Genomic DNA, 19,583 nt, shown 5'->3' on the forward strand with positions numbered 1-19,583 from the left:
TTAATATATGGACAGAAGCTATGCTATAAGTTGGTACTTAATTATTAACTCACCATCGCAAACAGTTGTAATGTTAATAGATAAACCGAAAATATGCTGAGGTGTTTAGTGCAACAGTGGTTAGCTAAGATGTTCAGCTTTAATGTGCGCTTAATCCTTACGATATTGGTGTTTATCGTGTTTGTTTTCAGCTTTTTTGTCTATGTTGACGCTGAACGCGATATAGATAACGCTAACAATATACGATTGCATTCATTTCTATTAGCAGACGAGTTACGTCAATCATCTGATGATTTGACGCGAATGGTGCGCACTTACGCAGTAACAGGAGAGACCCGCTATCGTCAGCATTTTGATGAAATATTAGCTATCCGGAATGGCGACGCCCCAAGACCTGAAGATTATCATTTTATTTATTGGGATTTAGTCGATGCGTCTAATCAACGCCCCCGACCATTTGCTAAATCTCATGCATTATTAGCGCGTATGCGAGAGGCGGGTTTTACTGAGCATGAATTATCTCAGTTAACGTTGGCTAAAGAAGCGTCAGATGCGCTGGCAAAAATAGAACAGCAAGCGATGGCGTTAGTGGCAACAGGTGATCCTACCCTTAGCAAGCAAGCGCTTGCGATGTTATATGACGATGCTTATCATCAAGCAAAGGCTGGTATTATGCAGCCCATCGATGATATTTTTGCGTTAATGAGCAGCCGCACCGACAATGCAGTTAATCAAGCTTTGCAACAGGCCCAGTTTTTGCGGTGGGTCTTTGTAGCACTGGGTATTACATTGGTTTTATTGTTATGGCATTTGAAACAGCGAGAATTGGCAATTTTGGGTGTGCCTGTTTCACAGCTCTATGGGCTTATTACTGCACTGGGCCGTGGTGATTTTACAACAGACATTGCCGTGGCCGCGGGGAAAGAAGGCACGGTGCTGGGGTGGCTGTCGCAGATGCGACAACAGCTTTTCCAATTGGAACATACCCGGCAATTATCGCAAGAGCGTTTGGCTCACTTGGCGCACTATGATGCGCTAACGGGATTGCCTAATCGTTTGTTATTAACCGAGCGCTTACAAGAGGCTATACAAGATGCCAAGCAATCTAAGCAGAAATTAGCATTAGCGTTTTTGGATTTAGATGGCTTTAAAATGGTGAATGATCGTTTTGGTCATGAGTTTGGTGACCAGGTACTAAAAGCGTTAAGTTTACACTTGGCGACATTGTTACCTCCTCAATCCGTAATAGCACGCATCAGTGGCGATGAATTTGTTTTTTTACTTCAGCCGCTGGCTAACCTACAAGATTGCCAACCGTGTTTAGAGCGTATTTTACACAGCTTGGCAGATCCCTTAGTCGTACAAGGTAATACCTTGCAATTGTCAGCTAGTATTGGGGTAAGTTTTTACCCGCAAGAGCAGGACATTGCTTCTGAGCAGCTCTTGCGCCAAGCCGATCAAGCGATGTATGCCGCTAAACAAGCCGGTAAAAATCGTTATGCGTTATTTGATGCTGCTGCAGAGCAACACACCCGAGGCCAATTAAAGCAGGTTGATGATATTCGTTTAGCCTTAGCCCGTAATGAATTTGTATTGTTTTATCAGCCAAAAGTAAATTTAATGACCTATGATTGTGTGGGTGTGGAAGCGTTGATTCGCTGGCAACACCCTACTAAGGGGCTATTAGCGCCAGCTGCATTTTTGCCTGCAATTGAGCATCATGAATTAGGCATAACGCTGGGACAATGGGTTATCACAGAGGCATTCAGGCAATATGAGCTCTGGCAGCAACTCGGGTTCAACATGGCAATATCGGTAAATATTGCAGCAAATCATCTACAACAAAGCGATTTTGCAATGCAATTACAGGAAATTTGCCGACAATTCCCAAATGTACCGCCCAGTATGTTGGAGTTAGAAATACTAGAGACCAGTGCATTGCAAGATATCACTGGCGTACTTAATACCATGGAAGCCTGTGCTGCGATGGGGGTAACATTTTCATTAGACGATTTTGGTACGGGTTATTCATCGTTATTCTATTTAAAACGTTTACCGATAAGCACCTTAAAGTTAGATCAGAGTTTTGTGCGGGATATCCTGACAGACGCTGACGATTTAGCCATCTTACAAGGTGTGAGTAGGTTGGCTGACGCTTTTGCATTGTCAACCATTGCAGAAGGTGTTGAAACCACAGAGCATATTAATAAGTTACTTGAGATTGGCTATTTATATGGTCAAGGTTATGGTATTGCTCGACCAATGCCCGCAGCACAGTTCGCCGTGTGGTTTAGCACATTATCTCAACGTTTTATAAAGGGCTAGGCAGGCCTATAGCCTCTATTGCTTCATACCAATAAATCGTATTTTCTTAAGCGAATTAACTCGGTAGCGGAATAAACTCTGTTTCGTCGCCAGGCACTTTAGCAAAACGTCCTGCTTGCCAATCGGCTTTGGCTTGTTCAATTCTGTCTTTACTGCTTGATACAAAATTCCATTCAACATAGCGTTTGCCAATATGTTCTCCACCAATAAGCGCAATACGTGCTGCACGCGTTGCCGTGATACATACGCCTTCAGCAGCGTGTAATACCACCAATTGGTGTGCTGTAATCTTGGTATCTTGGAGTGTGATTTCGCCACTTAACACATATAACCCGCGCTCAGCCGCGTTAGGAAGTATCAGTTGTTGTCCGGTTTTTAAATCGGCTTCTAGGTATAAGGTATCAAAAAAGCATTTTACCGGTGAAGTGATCCCATACGCCGAACCAATTAATACTCGCACGGGGACATCAGCAATCTCTAAAGCGGGTATAGTGGCGGAAGGATAGTGATAAAAAGCGGGGTTTGTTTCTTCATCCGCTTCAGGTAAGGCTAACCACAGTTGTAGTCCATGTAAGCTATGTGGCACGTTATGGACTTCTGGCCGCTCACGTTCGGAGTGCACAATGCCTTTGCCCGCTACCATCAAATTGATATCGCCTGGGCGAATGGCTTGCTCACTCCCTAAGGAATCACGATGTAGAATTTCGCCAGTAAACAGATAGGTCACTGTGGCAAGGTTGATATGAGGATGAGGCCGCACATTTACGCCTTCACCTGCTGGGAAATGGGCTAAACCCATTTCATCAAAAAAGACCCAGGGGCCAATAGCTTTGCGTTCACGTACTGGTAAGCAGCGACGAACAGAGAAGCCTCCTAAATCTTTAGCGCGTGGTTCAATAATTAAATCAATCACTTCGCAGCCACGAGAGATTAAGCAATCGGACTCTTTTTCGGTTGTGTTGTTACTCATGCCAACGCATCTCCTTTTCATCAGGGTATCCCCAGAGTAGGCCACTGAGCCGCGAAGCACAAGTATTAACGTGGTTTGTGTTTTACGTTCTCAAGGGGCTTTGGAACCGCCTCTGTTGTTTACAGGTAACGCAACCAAGGTTTTTTCGTCGTATGTTTATAGTGGCTAAACCAGCGGGTAGGCCAGTACAACACAACCGCGAGTAAGATACTAATAAGCCATATTGTGCTGATGTGATCTACGCCAAATAATGGGCCCTGGTTTGCACCAAATAGCCACAGCACCAAGCTGTACACTAAGAGTAATGCGTACAAGTGCAAGATATAGAAAAACATTGGCACAGAGCCAAAAACCAGCAGTACTCGACCGCTCGCCGCTAACCAAGGACGGCGCGCGTTGCTCATCCCACGTTCCAGCCAACACAATATAAAACACATGCCACCTAGCGTAACCAGTAAAAAATGCAATGAAGGCGGATACTTGGTGAAATTCAAAAAAGACATCATACCGTTAAGTAGGGAATCACTGGCCTGCCAGGGTAAGGTTTCGCCATAAAGATTAAATCCACGCAGTACCAGCAATAGTAATAGCATGGTTGCGCCGGCAAGAAGCAGCATCCGCTGCCGTTTTATAGGATCCTGTGTCGCGGCATACCAAGGACCAGCATAGTAGCCCAATAAAATAACCCCAAACCAAGGCAGTGCTGGATAGCTTATTTTGATCGTGAGGGTATCGGTTTGCATTAAAATATTGCGATCATGCAAAATCGTCCACAGGCTATAACCCCATTCATGCGGCAAAAAGGTGATAGGCGTTAGGGCGTTATGTCCTAACACCAGTGCTAAACCGAGTAGCAACTGCGCACGGCGCGGTAAGTGCAATAGTGCCGCCAGTGCTAACATACTTAAGCCAATCACCCAAATGACTTGCAACCACACCGTATGATAACTGCCCATCCACGAAAAGGTAATTAAGGTAAATTCTAGGGCGATTAAAAACAGGCCCCGTTTAACTAAGAATGCGCTGGCAGAACGGGGTGAGCCATGCGCTGGGTGAGCATAGAGCCAAGCGGATAGACCAGTTAAAAATACAAAAATGGGCGCACAAAAGTGCGCCGCAAAACGGCTAAAAAACAATGCGGGATCGGTGGAAGTAATATCCATCGGATCGCTTACCTGCATATGTAGGAAGAAGCGTTCGCGTACATGATCAAGCAGCATGATTAAAATCACCAGTCCGCGCAACATATCAATAGACTGGATCCGTTGAGTGATAACCTTGTCCATAGTTTAGAACTGATACCTTATTGCTGCCCGCACGCTCACGGGTTCACCCGGTACCGTCCATAGCCGGTTATAAGAATTATGCACATAATGTGTATCGAAAATATTATCGATATTCAGTTGGGCCTGTAGCTGGGTGCTCAAGTCAATATGCATAAATGCAGAGAACAGCGTTACCGCTTTTAATTGATAACTGGGATCGACCGAATCGCCCAAACGGCTGCCAATATAGCGTGCTTTAATGCCAAACTTGCTGGCTTTACTGGCAAGGGTTGTTTCGGTGGTTAAGATGGCGGTACCTTGATGACGGGGCACATTGACTAAGCGGCTGCCTGAGGGAACTAGAGAGCCCCAGTCAGCGTTGATCACTTCGCCAACGGTTTTGGTGTCCATCATGGCGTACGATAAATCTAAATAGAGGTTATCGGTTAAATGACGATGTAGTTCAAACTCGATACCGCGGCTTTGTGCTCGTCCTAACGTCGCTTGAAAACCTACATTTACTGGATCAGAGGTAAGGATGTTAGATTTTTCAGCATCGAAAAAGCTAAGCGTGCCTTGGGTACTGCCCGCGCTGTATTTAGCGCCGAACTCAAAAGACTGACTTTCCTCGGGGGCAAACGGGTTACGATTAAAATCGGTACCGCTAAGCGGTATAAAGCCTTCGGTATAGCTGCTGTAAAACGTTAGGGCATCACTTAGCTCATATACTACGCCAATACGCGGGCTCACCTTGCTATCAACTTGCTTACTAAAGCTATTTGCTAACAGCTCGGCAATTTGTAATCGATAACGATCCAGCCGCACGCCCAACGAGAGGTGCCAGCGTTCAGTCAGTTTGATCTGATCTTGTATAAAAACACCCAGCCCCCACTGCGCTTCGTCATTGATATACAGTGGCCTAGGATCGGGCGCTGTCGCGCCATAGATAGGATTAAAGATATCCAGGCTGTAGCTCCCTGCCGGGCCGCGGAAACGTCCTAATAGCGTATACAAACTGTAATCATAGCCATCAGCGCCCATCAAAATATGGTGTGTTTTACCAAACAGATTAATATTGCCACTGAGCTCAGCCCGAATACTTAAATCTTCAGCCCGATAATCACGATTTCGACGCTGGCGGGTTAAGGTGGTGCCGTCGTTAAATAAACTTTGGCGCGCGCGCGCCAGCTCTGCATCCGAAGAGTTGCCTTCGAGTGACGACTCACGATAGCTCAATCCGGTTAAAAAGGACCAGCCAGAGGCGAGCGTTGATTCCAGCGTAAGTTGATGACCGGTTGCATCAATCTCTGTTGCACCATCGGCTGGTTCCCCTAAATAGCGGGAGCGAGGTAAGGTCTTTAAATCGTTGTTAAGTACCAGATAACCGCGATCAAATAATTGCGATTGTTTAAGATATTCAAACTCGTATAGCAGAGCCGTGTTATCGTTAAGGGCGTAACGCACTGACGGGGTGAAGACCGTCTTATCGGTAAAAACAAAGTCGCGAAAGCTGCCAAATTCCTGCACTGCGCCATTAAGTCTTACCGCGACTTGGTCAGTCAGGCCAGTGGTATAATCGCCTTCTACGCGATACTGATCATAGCTACCGGCTGATACTTGTACATACCCTTCCGTTTGGTGCTGCGGCTTTTTTGTAATGATATTAACGGTTCCACCAGGCTCAGAGCGACCAAACAAGGCAGAACCCGGGCCTTTTAAAATTTCGATATATTCAACGTTCACTAAATCGCGGTTACCGCTAAACCCACGTCCAGCATTAAACCCATTAACCAGGTAGCCAGAAGGCATGTTTTCATTACCTGGAAAACCACGAATTGAAAAACTATCCCATAAGCCGCCACCATTATTTTGCCGGGCAATACTGCCAGCCAAATCTAACGCGTCTTGAAAGCGGGTGATGCCATTGTCACGGATCATTTCTAGGTGAATACTCTCGACAGCTTGCGCTTGCAAACGCAACGGCACATCCCCCCGATAGGCTTGTTTGTAATTTACGCTGATATGTTCAATATCTGCTGTGTCATCCGTGCTAGAAGCAAAGGTTGTTAATGGCGATAAGCCTACTGCTATAGCAAGCGATAAGGCAGTAGGGCGGGTGACAGCAAACATGGCGGCCTCGATAAGAGAAAGAAGAAACATAAAGATTTGTTATAACATAGCATATTTTTAGGGTGAAAATAAGAGGCCAGTATGAAGAATCTGACCTCTAAGTATCTCTAGCGGCAAGCTTGGGGAGTGAGCGGCATGCTTGAGGGGGGCAACAAGACACTGCGTTTTTAATGGTTGAGGCCTCTACTTTGCCGAAGCAAAAAGACGTTATGCGGGCAGTTCAAACCATAAGGCTCTTACCGGGCCATTAATAACAGAGACTGTTGCATTAGCGATCGCCGCGAGTTTTATACCATCACCCGGGAACAGTTGCTGTCCGTCGAGGGTTAACTCACCGTTAATCACATGAAGATAGTAAGCGTTACCAGTAGTTACGGGCAGTTCAAGTTCGGTGTGCTCAGGTAATATTATTTGCGCTAAAGCGGCTTCTTGCCTAATTTGCAGCGTGCCATCGCGCCCATCTGGTGTAATAACCCAAGTAATGCCTGCTGATTGGCCAAAATCTTTTTGTTGATAACTAGGCTCACCATCTTTGACATTGGGCTCAATCCAAATTTGCAGAAATTTCAGTTTTTCGCTGTTGCTGGCATTGTATTCACTATGATAAATGCCTGAACCCGCGCTCATTAACTGAAATTCCCCCGCCGGTAAAATTTCTTCATTACCGGCAGAATCTTTATGGGCAATCTGTCCCTCTAGCACATAGCTAATAATTTCCATATTACGATGACCATGGGTACTAAAGCCGGCGCCAGGTGCTACTTCGTCATCGTTTATTACTCGCAATGCGGAGAATCCCATTTGCTTAGGATTGTAGTAGTCACCAAAGGAAAACGTGTGTTGACTTTTTAACCAGCCAAAATGGGCGCGGCCTCGTTCATTAGCACGAATAATTTCAAACATGGTATGCTCCCAATAGACGGTATTAAGGACATGGAACACTCGAGCCTTGCCGAGTTGTAACAGCAGCTGTGTGTACCTGTCTGGTTGATTACCGTAAAACGATTACAGTAAGTTGATATAGTGTAATGGCGAACAACAACTGATTACATCGAATTAAATGAGATGAAATGTTCTAATTTATTGATCATCTTTAATATCAAAAAAATCATTCACTTAATCATCGTCATGGAGCGCAGATGCAACGTTTAGACTGGCTAAGGTATTGGCAGTTAAGTCGGGAATTTATAAGCGCTTATGGGCAGCGTTGTCAGCAAGACCAAATCTCAATGGTAGGCGGTTATTTAACCTACATTTCAATGTTGTCTTTGGTGCCATTGATCACTGTAATGTTTGCTATGCTAACGGCATTCCCTATGTTTGCCACCTTACACGCGCATGTGGAAGCCTTTATTTATGCCAATGTGATCCCGTCTCGTGGTGATGAAATTCAGGCCTATTTAAACACTTTTATTGGTAATACGGGAGGAATGACCGCAATTGGTATTCTGGCACTGGTGTTTTTTGCCTTACTGCTTATTCATAATATCGATAAAACCTTAAATAGAATTTGGCGAGTTACGAGTCGCCCGCGTCTGGTTATTTCCTTTTCGATCTATTGGTTGATTTTAACCTTAGGTCCTATTTTTGTGGGGATATCGATTGGCGTAACGTCTTATTTGATCGGTTTAAGCCGTTTCGCCGATGATTATACCTCAGGTTTCTCGACCGTTATGTTAGGGGCTGTACCCTATTTAATGTCTTTAGCCGCATTTTTTGTTTTATATCTCGTGGTGCCTAATATTAAAGTCAGGGTAAAACATGCTTTATGGGGGGCCTTGCTGGCCACAATTTTGTTCGAACTCTCTAAGCGGGGATTTGCCCTTTACGTCACACATATTCCAACGTACCAAACCATTTATGGCGCGCTAGCCTTGCTGCCTATTTTGTTTGTTTGGGTGCATTTATCTTGGATGGTTGTGTTGTTGGGGGCGGAGCTTACCGCGTTTTTACAGCAACGTGAAAATGGCCAATGTCGCGAAGAGGAAGTCTGTCCGATGCCCGTTATTGCCAGTGGCGTTGTGCTACCTAGACCTGATAATGAGCAAGAAGATATTTCAACTGAAGAACACAAGCCCACTGAAGAAAGCAGGCCTCGTTAATAAAACAAACCCAGTATAAGTTAGGTGATTGATTTGTATGAAAGCATTAATTCAACGCGTTAGCCAAGCGAGTGTGACGGTAGCAGGTGAAACGGTAGGGGCCATAGAACGTGGCTTACTGGTATTACTGGGGGTTGAAGCGGGTGATAGTGTTACCGATGTTCAAAAGCTGGCTGAAAAAGTGGTGCGTTATCGTGTGTTTGGCGATGACAATGGCAAAATGAACTTAAATGTGCAGCAAGCTGGTGGCAGTTTACTGGTGGTGTCGCAATTTACACTGGCGGCAGATACGCGCTCTGGTTTGCGTCCCAGTTTTACACCCGCGGCCGCGCCGGTATTGGCTGAAAACTACTATCAGCAGTTTTGTCAGGCCTGTCGCACTTTGGGGGTAGTGGTCGAAACGGGCCGTTTTGCCGCAGATATGCAGGTCAGTTTAATTAACGACGGCCCGGTGACCTTTTTGTTGGAGAGTCGATAATGGCCAAAGGCTTAGTGTTAAAACAGCCTGAAACGGCGGCTGAGTGGCAGGCCTATTATCAATTACGCTGGCGTGTGTTGCGGGCGCCTTGGCAGCAACCTTTAGGATCAGAACAGGATGATTTAGAGGCGCAAAGTGTGCATTTAATGTTGGTATCTGACCAAGGTGAAATTGCTGCGGTGGGCCGTTTACATAGTGTGGATAGCGATATTGCACAAGTCCGCTATATGGCGGTTGCCGATGCGTGGCAAGGGCAAGGCGCTGGCGCGAGACTACTCGAAGGCCTTGAACAGCAGGCTGTCGTGCTAGGTGTAAAAACCGTGGTATTAAATGCCCGTGAAACGGCGATCCCCTTTTATCATAAACTGGGTTACACCGACGTTGCTGCGGCGCCAACCCAGTTTGGGATCCGCCATCGAAAAATGCTAAAAGCGTTAATGTTATCAGGTGAGCCGAGTGTCTGGGCTGATGGCTGCCAGACATTGCAACAAACCTGGCATAACACTATCCCACTAAGTGCGTTTATGCAGTTACACATTGATCATTTTGATGGCTATCAACTGCAATGTTCAGCACCGCTTGCTCCGAATATTAATCTGCATCAAACGATGTTTGCTGGCAGCATTTATACGCTAGCCACATTAACAGGGTGGGGGCTGTTATATTTACAATTACACAGTTTGGGATTAAGTGGTATGCAAGTGCTGGCGGATGCTTCTATTCGCTATTTTAAACCCATTCGCAGCATGCCTCAGGCTATTTGCCGTGTGTCCGATGCCCGAGGTGATTTACGCGCGCTGGCGAATGGCCTCAAAGTGCAGCAACATATCCGGGTAGTATTGTATTGCGACGGTGAGCGTTGTGCTGAATTTAATGGCCGATATGCCGTATTGCCGGAGTAAGATGATGAATAAAAAGATAATTATCGTGGGCTGTGGTTGGCTAGGCCAGCAGATCGCACCAGCGTTCAATGATGCAGGCTGGCAGGTATATGGCAGTCGGCGTAACCACGCGGCAGCGCAATCATTAGCTTCTCCCATTTTAGGTATTACATTACCGCTAGATAATGCTGCGCCCTCCGCCGCATTGTTGGCGTTATTTAAAGATGCATGGGTGATCTGTGCTATTCCACCAGGTGGTCGTGCGGGTGGCACAACAGATTATCTGGTAGTATTAAAAAGACTGGCTTTACTTTGCCAGCAGGCCGGCAGCAAAGGCGGGATCCATATTAGCTCCACAGGCGTTTATCAAGGCTTGACCGGCGAGGTAGATGAAACGGCAGTGCTTCAGGTGGCTCAGCCAAGAGTGGCATTATTAGCCGAAGGCGAAGAGGTATTGCGTGATAATGGCCCTTGGTTAACGTTACGTTTGTCGGGCTTAATGGGGCCGGGGCGTCACCCTGGACGTTTTGTGCAAGGAAAAACGCTAAGTGGTGCCGCACATCCGCTAAATATGGTACACAGCAACGATGTCGCCAACGCGATATTAGCAATTTTACAACACTGGCCATTGCCGCAACCCTATTACAATCTTAGTGCACCACAAGCGGTGAGTAAAGCGACGTTTTATCAGGCCGCGCTAGAACAGTTGGGAAGCACTGCTTCAATAAACTTTACTGCTGAGCCAACTGAACACGCACGTCGAGTGCTGGCAATGGCGTTAAGTCGAGACACTGGATTTAGCTATCAGTTTCCTGATGCAATACAGGCGCTGGCCGCGTGTGATGTCAAATCTTAAACTGCGCCGCTGCTGCCTGTAATTGTTCAGCCAGTTGCGCAACCTCGTCACTATACAGTAACGTTTGCTCAGCTTGCTTGGCACTGTCTTGTGCTAAGCCGACCATGTGGTGCATCCGATCATTAATGGCTTGGCCTAGCTGTAATTGACCACTGCTGGCTTGGTTTACCGCCGCGCTAATATGCAAGGTGGCAGAGATGGCTTGTGTGACTTGCGTAAGCGCCTGGACTAACTCAGTCATTGTGAGCACACAGGCTTCAGCATCTGTTTTGCCCGCGAGCGCGGCATTAACTGCTTGCCGGCTTTGTTGTTGTAAATGTTCAATCATTGCGCGGATCTCACTGGTGGCCTGTTGTGTGCGACCCGCTAGCGAGCGCACTTCATCGGCTACGACCGCAAAGCCGCGTCCTTGTTCACCAGCGCGAGCTGCCTCAATCGCAGCATTTAATGCTAACAAGTTGGTTTGTTCGGCAATGGCACTAATGGTGGTTAAAATGCCGCCGATATTCGTTGACTCATCATTAACTTTGGTCATCAAGCTGCTGGTATTAATCAATTGCTGCGCAAGCTTGGTGATACGGCTATTGTTGTCAGAGGCCAATTGACTAATTTGTTGGCTTTGTTGCATGGCTTGTTGCATCGCCTCGCCGGCTTCTGCAGCTTGCGAGGCAACAGTTTGTGTATTGTGGGCGAGTTGTTCGGTAATGCGATCAACACTGCTAATTTGTTCTTGTTGCAAATGCAAAGATTGATTAATGTCGCCAGCCGCTTGTGAAGACTGAGCAGAGGTACGACTAAGCGCTGCGGCATTTTGTTGTATGTTAGTGAGTAAGCCACTTAACGCATTGATAAGGCTGTTTACTTTTTCAGATAAATTGCCAAATTCATCTTGCTGTTTTATGTGTAACTTACGGGTTAAATCGCCTTGGGCAATATAGCCCAGAATATGATTTATGCCTGCCAGTGGCCTTAGCATGGCATTAATAGTGAAATATGCCGTTGCGCCGGCTAGCAGAATCAACACAAACATAATGCCCCAGGTGCGCGTGCTGCCTGAGCTTAAGGCCGAAGAAGCTTCTTGTTGAAGACTAGTAAACTGTTGATCCGCTGCAGTAACAACTTGCCCCAACTGCTGCAACGCGAGTTCAACTTGTTGTTCTGCAGTATTTAACGCGTTTCTGGCCTGCTGCAGTTCACTAAGTTGTTTCGCTTTTAACTGCACAATATTGTCGTCTGTTGCCAATTGATCGTTTAGTAATTGCCATTGTTCGGCAAAGCTTTGCCACAATCCATCAGTATCAATATTCGCGGCCAACTGCGATAAATAATCGACATTAACTTGCATATCGCTGATCGCAAAGCTGATATTGTCTTTGTTACGTTCAAATTGCGAAACATCATTATAACCGGCAATTTCGCGCAACGTATTGACCAATCCAACAAGTTGTCCGTCTATGCGTGCCGCAGTACCCGCAATAATTTCTGCCGTTTGCTGATTACGCGGTAATGCCAGCTCACTGAGTTCAATTAAGGCGGCACCCGTTTCATCCAGTAAGCCTTCCATGTTCGTTAGCTCTGTGTTGAGCTGTACTGAAAAGGTTAAGCTTTGCAAACGGGCATTAAACATCTGCTCAGTAGCTTGCATATACCCTGTCACGTGTGCGGCGGCTGTGTCTAGCTTTTGTTTAAGTTCGCGATCCAGTGCTAACTGATTAAGACTTTGTAACAGGGTGGTAAATTGCTGCTGTTGTTGCTTAAAGTTTTGTTGGGCTCGCTCAATATCGGCTGCTTGTTCGGCAGTAAAGCCTGAGGCCGTTAAACGTGCTAATTGTAACAACTCGATTTGCGCTAGGTTACTTTGTTGTTGGGCGGGTACCGCTAATTCATTTACCTGGGTATTCGCGGTTGTAATACTGCTAAAGCTACCCAATGCTGAAATACTGGCAATGAGCAGTAATAACGTGATGAAACCAAAACCAATACTCACTTTATGTGCAACGGTTAACGTCATAATGTCTTGCCTCTGTCAGATCAATTTTCAGTATAGTTATTTCATAAGATCTGTGAGCAGTGAAATTAACAGTTTTTAATAGGGTGGTCTAGCCAGAGGATAAAAAATAGCCCAGTAGAACTGGGCTTTGTAACAGGATGTATAAACGTGATGATTTTAAATACTGCAGAGCATCGCGCTAGGCAGTAAGCTGTTTAAGTCGCCCGCACGCACGATGCTAGCACTTTTTTCAATATCAGGTCCAAAATAACGATCTTGGTCATAAAACGCGACTTGTTGCCGCAGAATGGCTTTGGCTGTTTCTAGCGTTGTGGTGCTTTTTAATGGTGCACGGAAATCTAAGCCTTGTGCCGCTGCCAGATATTCTACTGCCAAGACGCCGGTGGTGTTTTCAGCCATATCAGCTAAGCGCCGTGCCGCAAAGGTGGCCATGGAAACATGATCTTCTTGATTGGCCGAGGTCGGTAAACTGTCGACAGAAGCTGGATGGGCTAGCGATTTATTTTCTGAGGCCAGTGCTGCAGCCGTTACTTGGGCAATCATAAAGCCACTGTTAACGCCGCCATTTGGCACCAAAAACGCCGGTAGCTTGCTTAAACTGGCATCAATGAGCAGTGCCATGCGTCGCTCGGATAAAGCACCAATTTCGGCAATGGCCAAGGCCAGATTGTCTGCTGCCATGGCGACGGGTTCAGCATGGAAATTACCGCCCGAAAGAATATCGCCGTCGTCGGCAAAGACCAGCGGGTTGTCGGTCACGCCATTGGCTTCCACTTCCAACACGCCGGCAGCATGGCGGATTTGCGTTAAACAGGCGCCCATAACCTGGGGCTGGCAGCGCAGAGAGTAAGGATCTTGTACCTTTTCACAATCTTTATGTGATTGGCCAACTTCAGAGCCCGCACCGAGCAAATGCCGATAAATGGCAGCAGCATCGATTTGCCCTTGCTGGCCGCGCGCAAGGTGAATACGCGGATCAAATGGCGCGCGACTACCAAGGGCGGCTTCTACGCTCATGGCACCAATAACGGAGCCGGCTGCAAACACATCTTCAGCGCGGAATAGGCCTTCGAGTGCTAATGCCGTTGAAGCCTGAGTACCGTTTAATAGGGCTAAACCTTCTTTGGCTGCGAGTGTCAGTGGCTGTAAGCCCACGAGTTCGAAGGCTTCTTTGGCATCGTAAATTTGCCCTTTATAGCAAATTTCCCCTTCGCCAATCAGTGGTAACACCATATGCGCTAGAGGGGCTAAATCGCCAGAAGCACCGACAGAGCCTTTTTCTGGGATGCAGGGGTAAAGCTCGGCATTGACCATATCGATCAGCAGTTGGATCACGCTTAAGCGAATACCTGAAAAACCGCGGGCTAAGGAGTTAATTTTTAACACCATCATTAAACGTACTGTGCTATCGGCCATAAACTGGCCAAAGCCTGCGGCATGCGATAGGACGATAGAGCGTTGCAGTAATTCCAGCTCTTCGTGTTTGATCCGGGTATTGGCCAGTAAGCCAAAACCCGTATTAATGCCATAAACCACTTTGTTTTGTTTTAAAATATCGGCCACGCAAGCCGCCGATTTTTCAATTGCCGGCAGGGCGCTGTCATCTAAGGTTAGGGTTACCGCACCTTGTTTTACAGCACGTAATTGGGCCAGCGTCAGCTTACCTGGCGTTAAATGTAAGGCGTATGTCATAGTATTTCTCATTCTGCAGTACGGTTAATCATAGGTAAGTCAAGGCCTTGCTCTTCGGCGCAATCTACAGCAATAGCGTAGCCAGCATCAGCATGACGCATCACGCCAGTGCCTGGATCGTTCCACAGCACCCGACCTAAACGGGCGGCAGCTTGCTCGGTACCATCCGCTAAAATCACCACACCACTGTGTTGGCTGTAGCCCATGCCGACACCGCCACCGTGATGCAGTGAGACCCAAGTGGCACCGCCAGCGGTATTCAGTAGCGCATTGAGTAATGGCCAGTCTGATACGGCATCTGAGCCATCTAGCATGGCTTCGGTTTCACGGTTTGGGCTAGCAACTGAGCCTGAATCCAAGTGATCGCGACCAATCACCACCGGTGCAGAGAGCTCACCGTTTTTCACCATTTCATTAAAGGCCAGCGCAATACGAGCGCGATCTTTTAAACCAATCCAGCAGATCCGCGCCGGTAAACCTTGGAACTGAATGCGTTCACGCGCCATATCCAGCCAGTTATGCAAGTGTGGATCATCTGGGATCAGCTCTTTGACTTTAGCATCCGTTTTATAGATATCTTCTGGATCGCCAGATAAAGCGATCCAACGGAACGGCCCTATACCTTGGCAGAATAATGGGCGGATATAGGCTGGTACAAAGCCAGGGAAATCAAAGGCATTTGCTACACCGACATCTTTGGCCATCTGGCGGATATTATTACCATAATCCGTCGCGACGGCACCGCGTTGCTGCATGGTCAAAATAGCTTTTACTTGCACCGCCATGGCATCTTTTGCCGCTGCAACCACAGCGTTTTCATCTTCTGTACGTTTAGCTTTGGCTTGCTCCATGGTCCAACCTTGGGGCAAATAGCCATTAAGGGGATCATGCGCAGAGGTTTGATCGGTGACTACATCCGGGGTAATGCCACGGGCGACTAATTCGCTAAATACATCAGCGGCATTCGCTAATAAACCAATCGAGGTGGGTTTACCGCTGGCTTTGGCCTGTTCTAACATGGCTAAGGCTTCATCTAGCGAGTAGGCTTTTTGATCAACATAGCCCGTTTTTAACCGAAAATCGATACGGCTTTCATCGACTTCACAGGCTAACATATGAAAGCCGGCCATAGTGGCAGCTAATGGCTGAGCGCCGCCCATGCCGCCTAAGCCACCGGTTAAAATCCATTTGCCGTTGGCAACACCATTAAAATGCTGTTTAGCAATGGCCACAAAGGTTTCGTAGGTGCCTTGTACTATGCCTTGGGTACCAATGTAGATCCAAGAACCTGCCGTCATTTGGCCATACATCATCAGGCCTTTGCGATCCAGCTCGTTAAAGTGCTGCCAGTTGGCCCAAGCTGGGACCAAGTTTGAGTTAGCAATCAGTACTCTTGGTGCATCGGGATGCGTGGGAAAAACGCCAACCGGTTTGCCGCTTTGGACCAATAAGGTTTGGTTATCTTCTAAACGATCCAGTACTTCGACAATTTTATCAAAGCAGGCCCAGTTACGGGCGGCGCGACCAATACCACCATACACCACTAATGCCTGTGGGTGTTCAGCCACTTCGGGATCTAAGTTATTCATTAGCATGCGCTTGGCCGCTTCAGTTTGCCAGCTTTTGGCGGTGATTTTGTTACCGCGGGCGGCGCGGATCACGCGGCTTTCATCTATACGATTAGTGTTCATAGCAACCTCAGTTAACGTGGTAGAGCAAAATTAAGGTGGCCTCCCAGCCGATAGCGACTGCCAGGAGAGGTTAAATAGGCTAGGCTGACCGCACCATCACGACTAAAGGTGCGGCGGGTCAGGCGCAGGCAAGGTTCGGGTTTTTTCAGTGCCAAATGCTGACAGGTAAATTCATCCGGCCAAATCGCTTCGACAATATGCTCGGCTTCGGTGAGCGGGGCGATTTCACTTAAATACAGGTGTGGGGTAATTTCCTGAAAATCCTGCTTGGTGTACAAAGGAACCTGTTTTGGATTAACGTAACGGGCTTCTAATTGCAGCGGTTGCGCATCCGAAAAATGTACAATCAACGAAAAAAACACCGGCTCATTGCGTTTTAACCCCAGCGCATTCGCCACTATGGTTGGACAGGGAAGTTCGGTAAGCTGCAGTAATTTGGCGCTATAGGCATGACCACCACTTTGCACCTCATCGGCAATATTGCGAATTTCCAGCAACGAAGATTGCGATTTTAGCGCAGCAACAAAGCTCCCCACCCCCTGGGTGCGATATAAAATACTTTGTTCTGTTAGTTCTTGCAGCGCGCGCCTTGCGGTCATTCTGCTCACAGAAAATTGCTCGGCTAACTCATTTTCAGAGGGCACTCGGCTATGTTCTGGCCAGGCACCGCTTTCAATCTGGCGCAGCATAAATTCTTTTATTTCGGCAAATTTGGCCATGCAATACCTAGTGAGTCTTGGTCATTGTGACATCGTGCGATAAAAATAGCGGATCTTGGTTGTATATACAAGTTTTTCAGTTAGACTATTTCTCAATGCGATTGATGCAGTGGAGCGAAAAGATGACTGAATTTGATGCCGTATGGCTAAACGCACAATTGGCCACCATGACGGAGAATGGCCAGCCCTATGGCACTATTAGCGATGGCGCTATCGCGGTAAAGGATGGTTTGATTGCTTATGCTGGCCCAAAAGCTGGCTTACCGGCTTTTGATGCGCTGAGTACACCACTTTATGATGTCGCAGGGCAATGGGTGTTACCTGGCTTAATCGATTGTCATACCCATTTAGTGTATGCCGGCAATCGTGCGAATGAATTTGAAATGCGCTTGCAAGGTGCGACCTATCAAGAGATTGCTGCCGCTGGAGGCGGTATTGCCAGCACGGTACGGGCGACGCGTGAAGCCAGTCATGAACATTTATTTACGTTAGCGAAAGATCGCTTAAATGCCTTACAAAATGAAGGTGTGACCACGGTCGAGATTAAGTCAGGCTACGGCTTAGATTTAGCCTCAGAGCAAAAGATGCTGGAGGTGGCGGCCCTGCTAGACGAGCATCATCCCATTAGTATTCAGAAAACCTTTTTAGGCGCTCATGCGCTGCCGGTTGAATATAAAGATAAAGCCGATGCCTATATCGAACAGGTGTGTCAGATGTTAGCTGTGTTACAGCAGCAAGGGCTGGTGGATGCGGTAGATGTGTTTTGTGAAGGGATCGGCTTTAGCATTGCGCAAAGTCGCAAAGTGTTTGCTGCTGCGCAAGATTTGGGCTTGCCGGTGAAGGCGCATGCCGAGCAGCTGTCAAATTTAGGCGGTAGTGCATTGGTTGCAGAATTCTCGGGCTTGTCGGCCGATCATATTGAGTTTTTAGATGAAGCCGGTGTCGCTGCGATGGCAAAGGCCGGTACCGTCGCGGTATTGCTGCCGGGGGCCTATTACTTCTTGCGGGAAACCCAGTTACCGCCGATTGCTTTACTGCGGCAGTATCAAGTGCCGATGGCGATTGCCAGCGATCTGAACCCTGGCACCTCGCCATTTTGCTCATTACAACTGATGCTGAATATGGCCTGTACCTTGTTTCGCTTAACCCCAGAAGAAGCCCTGCTTGGCGTAACGCGACATGCTGCCAACGCATTGGGGTTAAACGATCGTGGTGTTTTGGCTGCAGGCATGCGCGCTGACTTTGGCTGTTATGCCATTAGCCAGCCCGCCGAGTTATGCTATCAATTTGGTGTCAAGTCACTGCGCCAGTTGGTGATTGGCGGTAAACTTTGTCGGCTAGCTGTTTAGGGCGTGATCATGGAGCCTTGCGGTAAGTAAAGCGCTGTGCCGTTTAACGTACCAGCGGCACTTGCTGTGCTTTACCAAGCAAAAAAGCTTGTACCAGTTGGCTGAGAACCTGACCGCAATGATTCAGGCCAGCGGCAAGCCCTGCAGGATGTTGCGCAGGAGCGGCTTCGGCAAGATGTAGATAAGCGGTATTGGGGAGCTTGGCAAATTGATAGATGGCTTGTTCGGCCTCGCTCACGCTAATGCCGCTGAAATTCAAAGCACTGGCTGGCATGCCGGTAATCGCATCGGTATCCACCTCTAAAGCCATTGGCCTGGTCGTGATAAGCATTTTTTGCCGCGCATATTCGATTGCCTGTGGCCAGCTAAGCGTGCTAGCAACAAAAACATCTTGGTAGCTCACATACTCGGCACCGGCGTGCTGTAACGCCGTTAAGCTGGCCGCATTATTTTTTTGCTGATGCAATCCTAGTACAAAATACTGTTTTAATAAGGTGTACTGCATAGCATAGCTAAAACCATTCCCGCTGTGCCGGCCTTCTAACGGGCGAAAATCTGCATGAGGATCAATATTTAGGCAATTCACGGGCTCTGTAGTATTGGCAACAAGTGCCTGTAACAATGGCAAGGCGTTATTATGGCCGCCGCCAATAACGATAGGCGTAAGCCCTGCTGCAAAAACGGGGTGTACCGCTGCTTGTACCCGCTCATCTAATTGCGCGCACAGTTTCCGTAAGCTGGCTAAATCTTCGCTATTGCTGTTATCAAGCCTTTGCCCTTTAGCTTGTAAATCGGCACAGCTAACTTCGCCCAAGAGTAAGATGTGGCTCGCATCAAGTTGCGCGTTGGCTTGTAAATTAAGAAATTTACCTAGAAAGGCTTGCCAGCCCAGTTCCGCGCCACCGTTACCACAGTTTGCTCTGGGGCCTATATCTTCTGGGATCCCTAAGAGCACAAACCTACCACCAGTAACGGCGTGCTGTGCGAGGTTTTCTGCCAGAGTGAGATGTGGGGTAGGGATCTGAATATGTTGGCCAAGGCGTGCTTCGCCCAGACGGGTTTGAAAAAAGGCGCTTAATTGCGCCTTGGTCAGAAATTGAATCGCAGACATCGT

The 19,583-nt window shown here is 47.5% G+C and carries 15 protein-coding genes; 6 read left to right on the plus strand and 9 right to left on the minus strand.

All coding sequences use genetic code 11. The features are described from left to right. Positions 1-108 precede the first annotated feature (108 nt). Positions 109-2,325 (plus strand): putative bifunctional diguanylate cyclase/phosphodiesterase, encoded by a 2,217-nt coding sequence (locus tag IE070_RS02510; protein WP_189480141.1) that lies wholly within the window; start codon positions 109-111, stop codon positions 2,323-2,325. A 55-nt stretch (positions 2,326-2,380) separates the two neighbouring features. On the opposite strand, the gene IE070_RS02515 is transcribed toward IE070_RS02510, so the two are convergent. The 4 genes from IE070_RS02515 to IE070_RS02530 all read right to left on the minus strand — a co-directional run bounded on the left by IE070_RS02515 (position 2,381) and on the right by IE070_RS02530 (position 7,593). Then, positions 2,381-3,295, minus strand: coding sequence for a pirin family protein (locus tag IE070_RS02515; RefSeq protein WP_189480143.1), 915 nt, complete (start codon positions 3,293-3,295; stop codon positions 2,381-2,383). A gap of 119 nt (positions 3,296-3,414) precedes the next feature. After that, positions 3,415-4,581, minus strand: coding sequence for an acetyltransferase domain-containing protein (locus IE070_RS02520; protein ID WP_189480145.1), 1,167 nt, complete (start codon positions 4,579-4,581; stop codon positions 3,415-3,417). A gap of 3 nt (positions 4,582-4,584) precedes the next feature. After that, complete coding sequence (locus IE070_RS02525) at positions 4,585-6,720, minus strand: TonB-dependent siderophore receptor (protein WP_189480147.1); 2,136 nt, start codon at positions 6,718-6,720, stop codon at positions 4,585-4,587. 177 nt (positions 6,721-6,897) lie between these two features. Then, on the minus strand, positions 6,898-7,593 hold the full coding sequence (locus IE070_RS02530) for a pirin family protein (protein ID WP_189480149.1): 696 nt from the start codon (positions 7,591-7,593) through the stop codon (positions 6,898-6,900). A 236-nt stretch (positions 7,594-7,829) separates the two neighbouring features. On the opposite strand from IE070_RS02530, the gene IE070_RS02535 reads away from it, so the two are divergent. Genes IE070_RS02535 through IE070_RS02550 form a run of 4 tightly spaced genes read left to right on the plus strand, consistent with a single transcriptional unit; the run spans position 7,830 to position 11,007 of the window. After that, positions 7,830-8,792, plus strand: coding sequence for a virulence factor BrkB family protein (locus IE070_RS02535; RefSeq protein WP_189480151.1), 963 nt, complete (start codon positions 7,830-7,832; stop codon positions 8,790-8,792). A gap of 37 nt (positions 8,793-8,829) precedes the next feature. Beyond that, positions 8,830-9,270 (plus strand): D-aminoacyl-tRNA deacylase, encoded by a 441-nt coding sequence (dtd, locus tag IE070_RS02540; protein WP_189480153.1) that lies wholly within the window; start codon positions 8,830-8,832, stop codon positions 9,268-9,270. Beyond that, a complete protein-coding gene (locus IE070_RS02545; protein ID WP_189480155.1) occupies positions 9,270-10,172 on the plus strand; it encodes a bifunctional GNAT family N-acetyltransferase/hotdog fold thioesterase in 903 nt (300 codons plus the stop codon). The genes dtd and IE070_RS02545 overlap by 1 nt, the downstream gene beginning before the upstream one ends. A 1-nt stretch (position 10,173) precedes the next feature. Beyond that, entirely contained in the window at positions 10,174-11,007 is an 834-nt protein-coding gene (locus IE070_RS02550; protein WP_229796900.1) for a Rossmann-fold NAD(P)-binding domain-containing protein, read from the plus strand. On the opposite strand, the gene IE070_RS02555 is transcribed toward IE070_RS02550, so the two are convergent. The 4 genes from IE070_RS02555 to hutC form a co-directional block, all read right to left on the minus strand. Further along, the gene (locus IE070_RS02555; RefSeq protein WP_189480157.1) at positions 10,997-13,018 is read right to left on the minus strand and encodes a methyl-accepting chemotaxis protein; all 2,022 of its coding nucleotides are present in this window, start codon (positions 13,016-13,018) and stop codon (positions 10,997-10,999) included. The two genes, IE070_RS02550 and IE070_RS02555, sit on opposite strands and share 11 nt — an antisense overlap. Positions 13,019-13,174: 156 nt before the next feature. Next, on the minus strand, positions 13,175-14,710 hold the full coding sequence (gene hutH / locus IE070_RS02560; RefSeq protein WP_189480159.1) for a histidine ammonia-lyase: 1,536 nt from the start codon (positions 14,708-14,710) through the stop codon (positions 13,175-13,177). Positions 14,711-14,718: 8 nt separating this feature from the next. Further along, positions 14,719-16,401: a urocanate hydratase gene (gene hutU, locus IE070_RS02565; RefSeq protein ID WP_189480161.1), complete on the minus strand. Its 1,683-nt coding sequence runs from the start codon at positions 16,399-16,401 to the stop codon at positions 14,719-14,721. Positions 16,402-16,412: 11 nt separating this feature from the next. Then, complete coding sequence (gene hutC / locus IE070_RS02570) at positions 16,413-17,120, minus strand: histidine utilization transcriptional repressor HutC (RefSeq protein ID WP_189480163.1); 708 nt, start codon at positions 17,118-17,120, stop codon at positions 16,413-16,415. 122 nt (positions 17,121-17,242) lie between these two features. Between hutC and hutI the strand changes: the two genes are divergently transcribed. Beyond that, a complete protein-coding gene (gene hutI / locus IE070_RS02575; RefSeq protein ID WP_189480165.1) occupies positions 17,243-18,469 on the plus strand; it encodes an imidazolonepropionase in 1,227 nt (408 codons plus the stop codon). 43 nt (positions 18,470-18,512) lie between these two features. Here the strand turns inward: hutI and IE070_RS02580 are convergent, their stop codons facing one another. Further along, positions 18,513-19,580 (minus strand): formimidoylglutamase, encoded by a 1,068-nt coding sequence (locus IE070_RS02580; RefSeq protein ID WP_189480167.1) that lies wholly within the window; start codon positions 19,578-19,580, stop codon positions 18,513-18,515. Positions 19,581-19,583 lie beyond the last annotated feature (3 nt).

This window comes from Alishewanella tabrizica (genome assembly GCF_014652375.1).
Taxonomy (GTDB): Bacteria; Pseudomonadota; Gammaproteobacteria; order Enterobacterales; family Alteromonadaceae; genus Alishewanella; species Alishewanella tabrizica.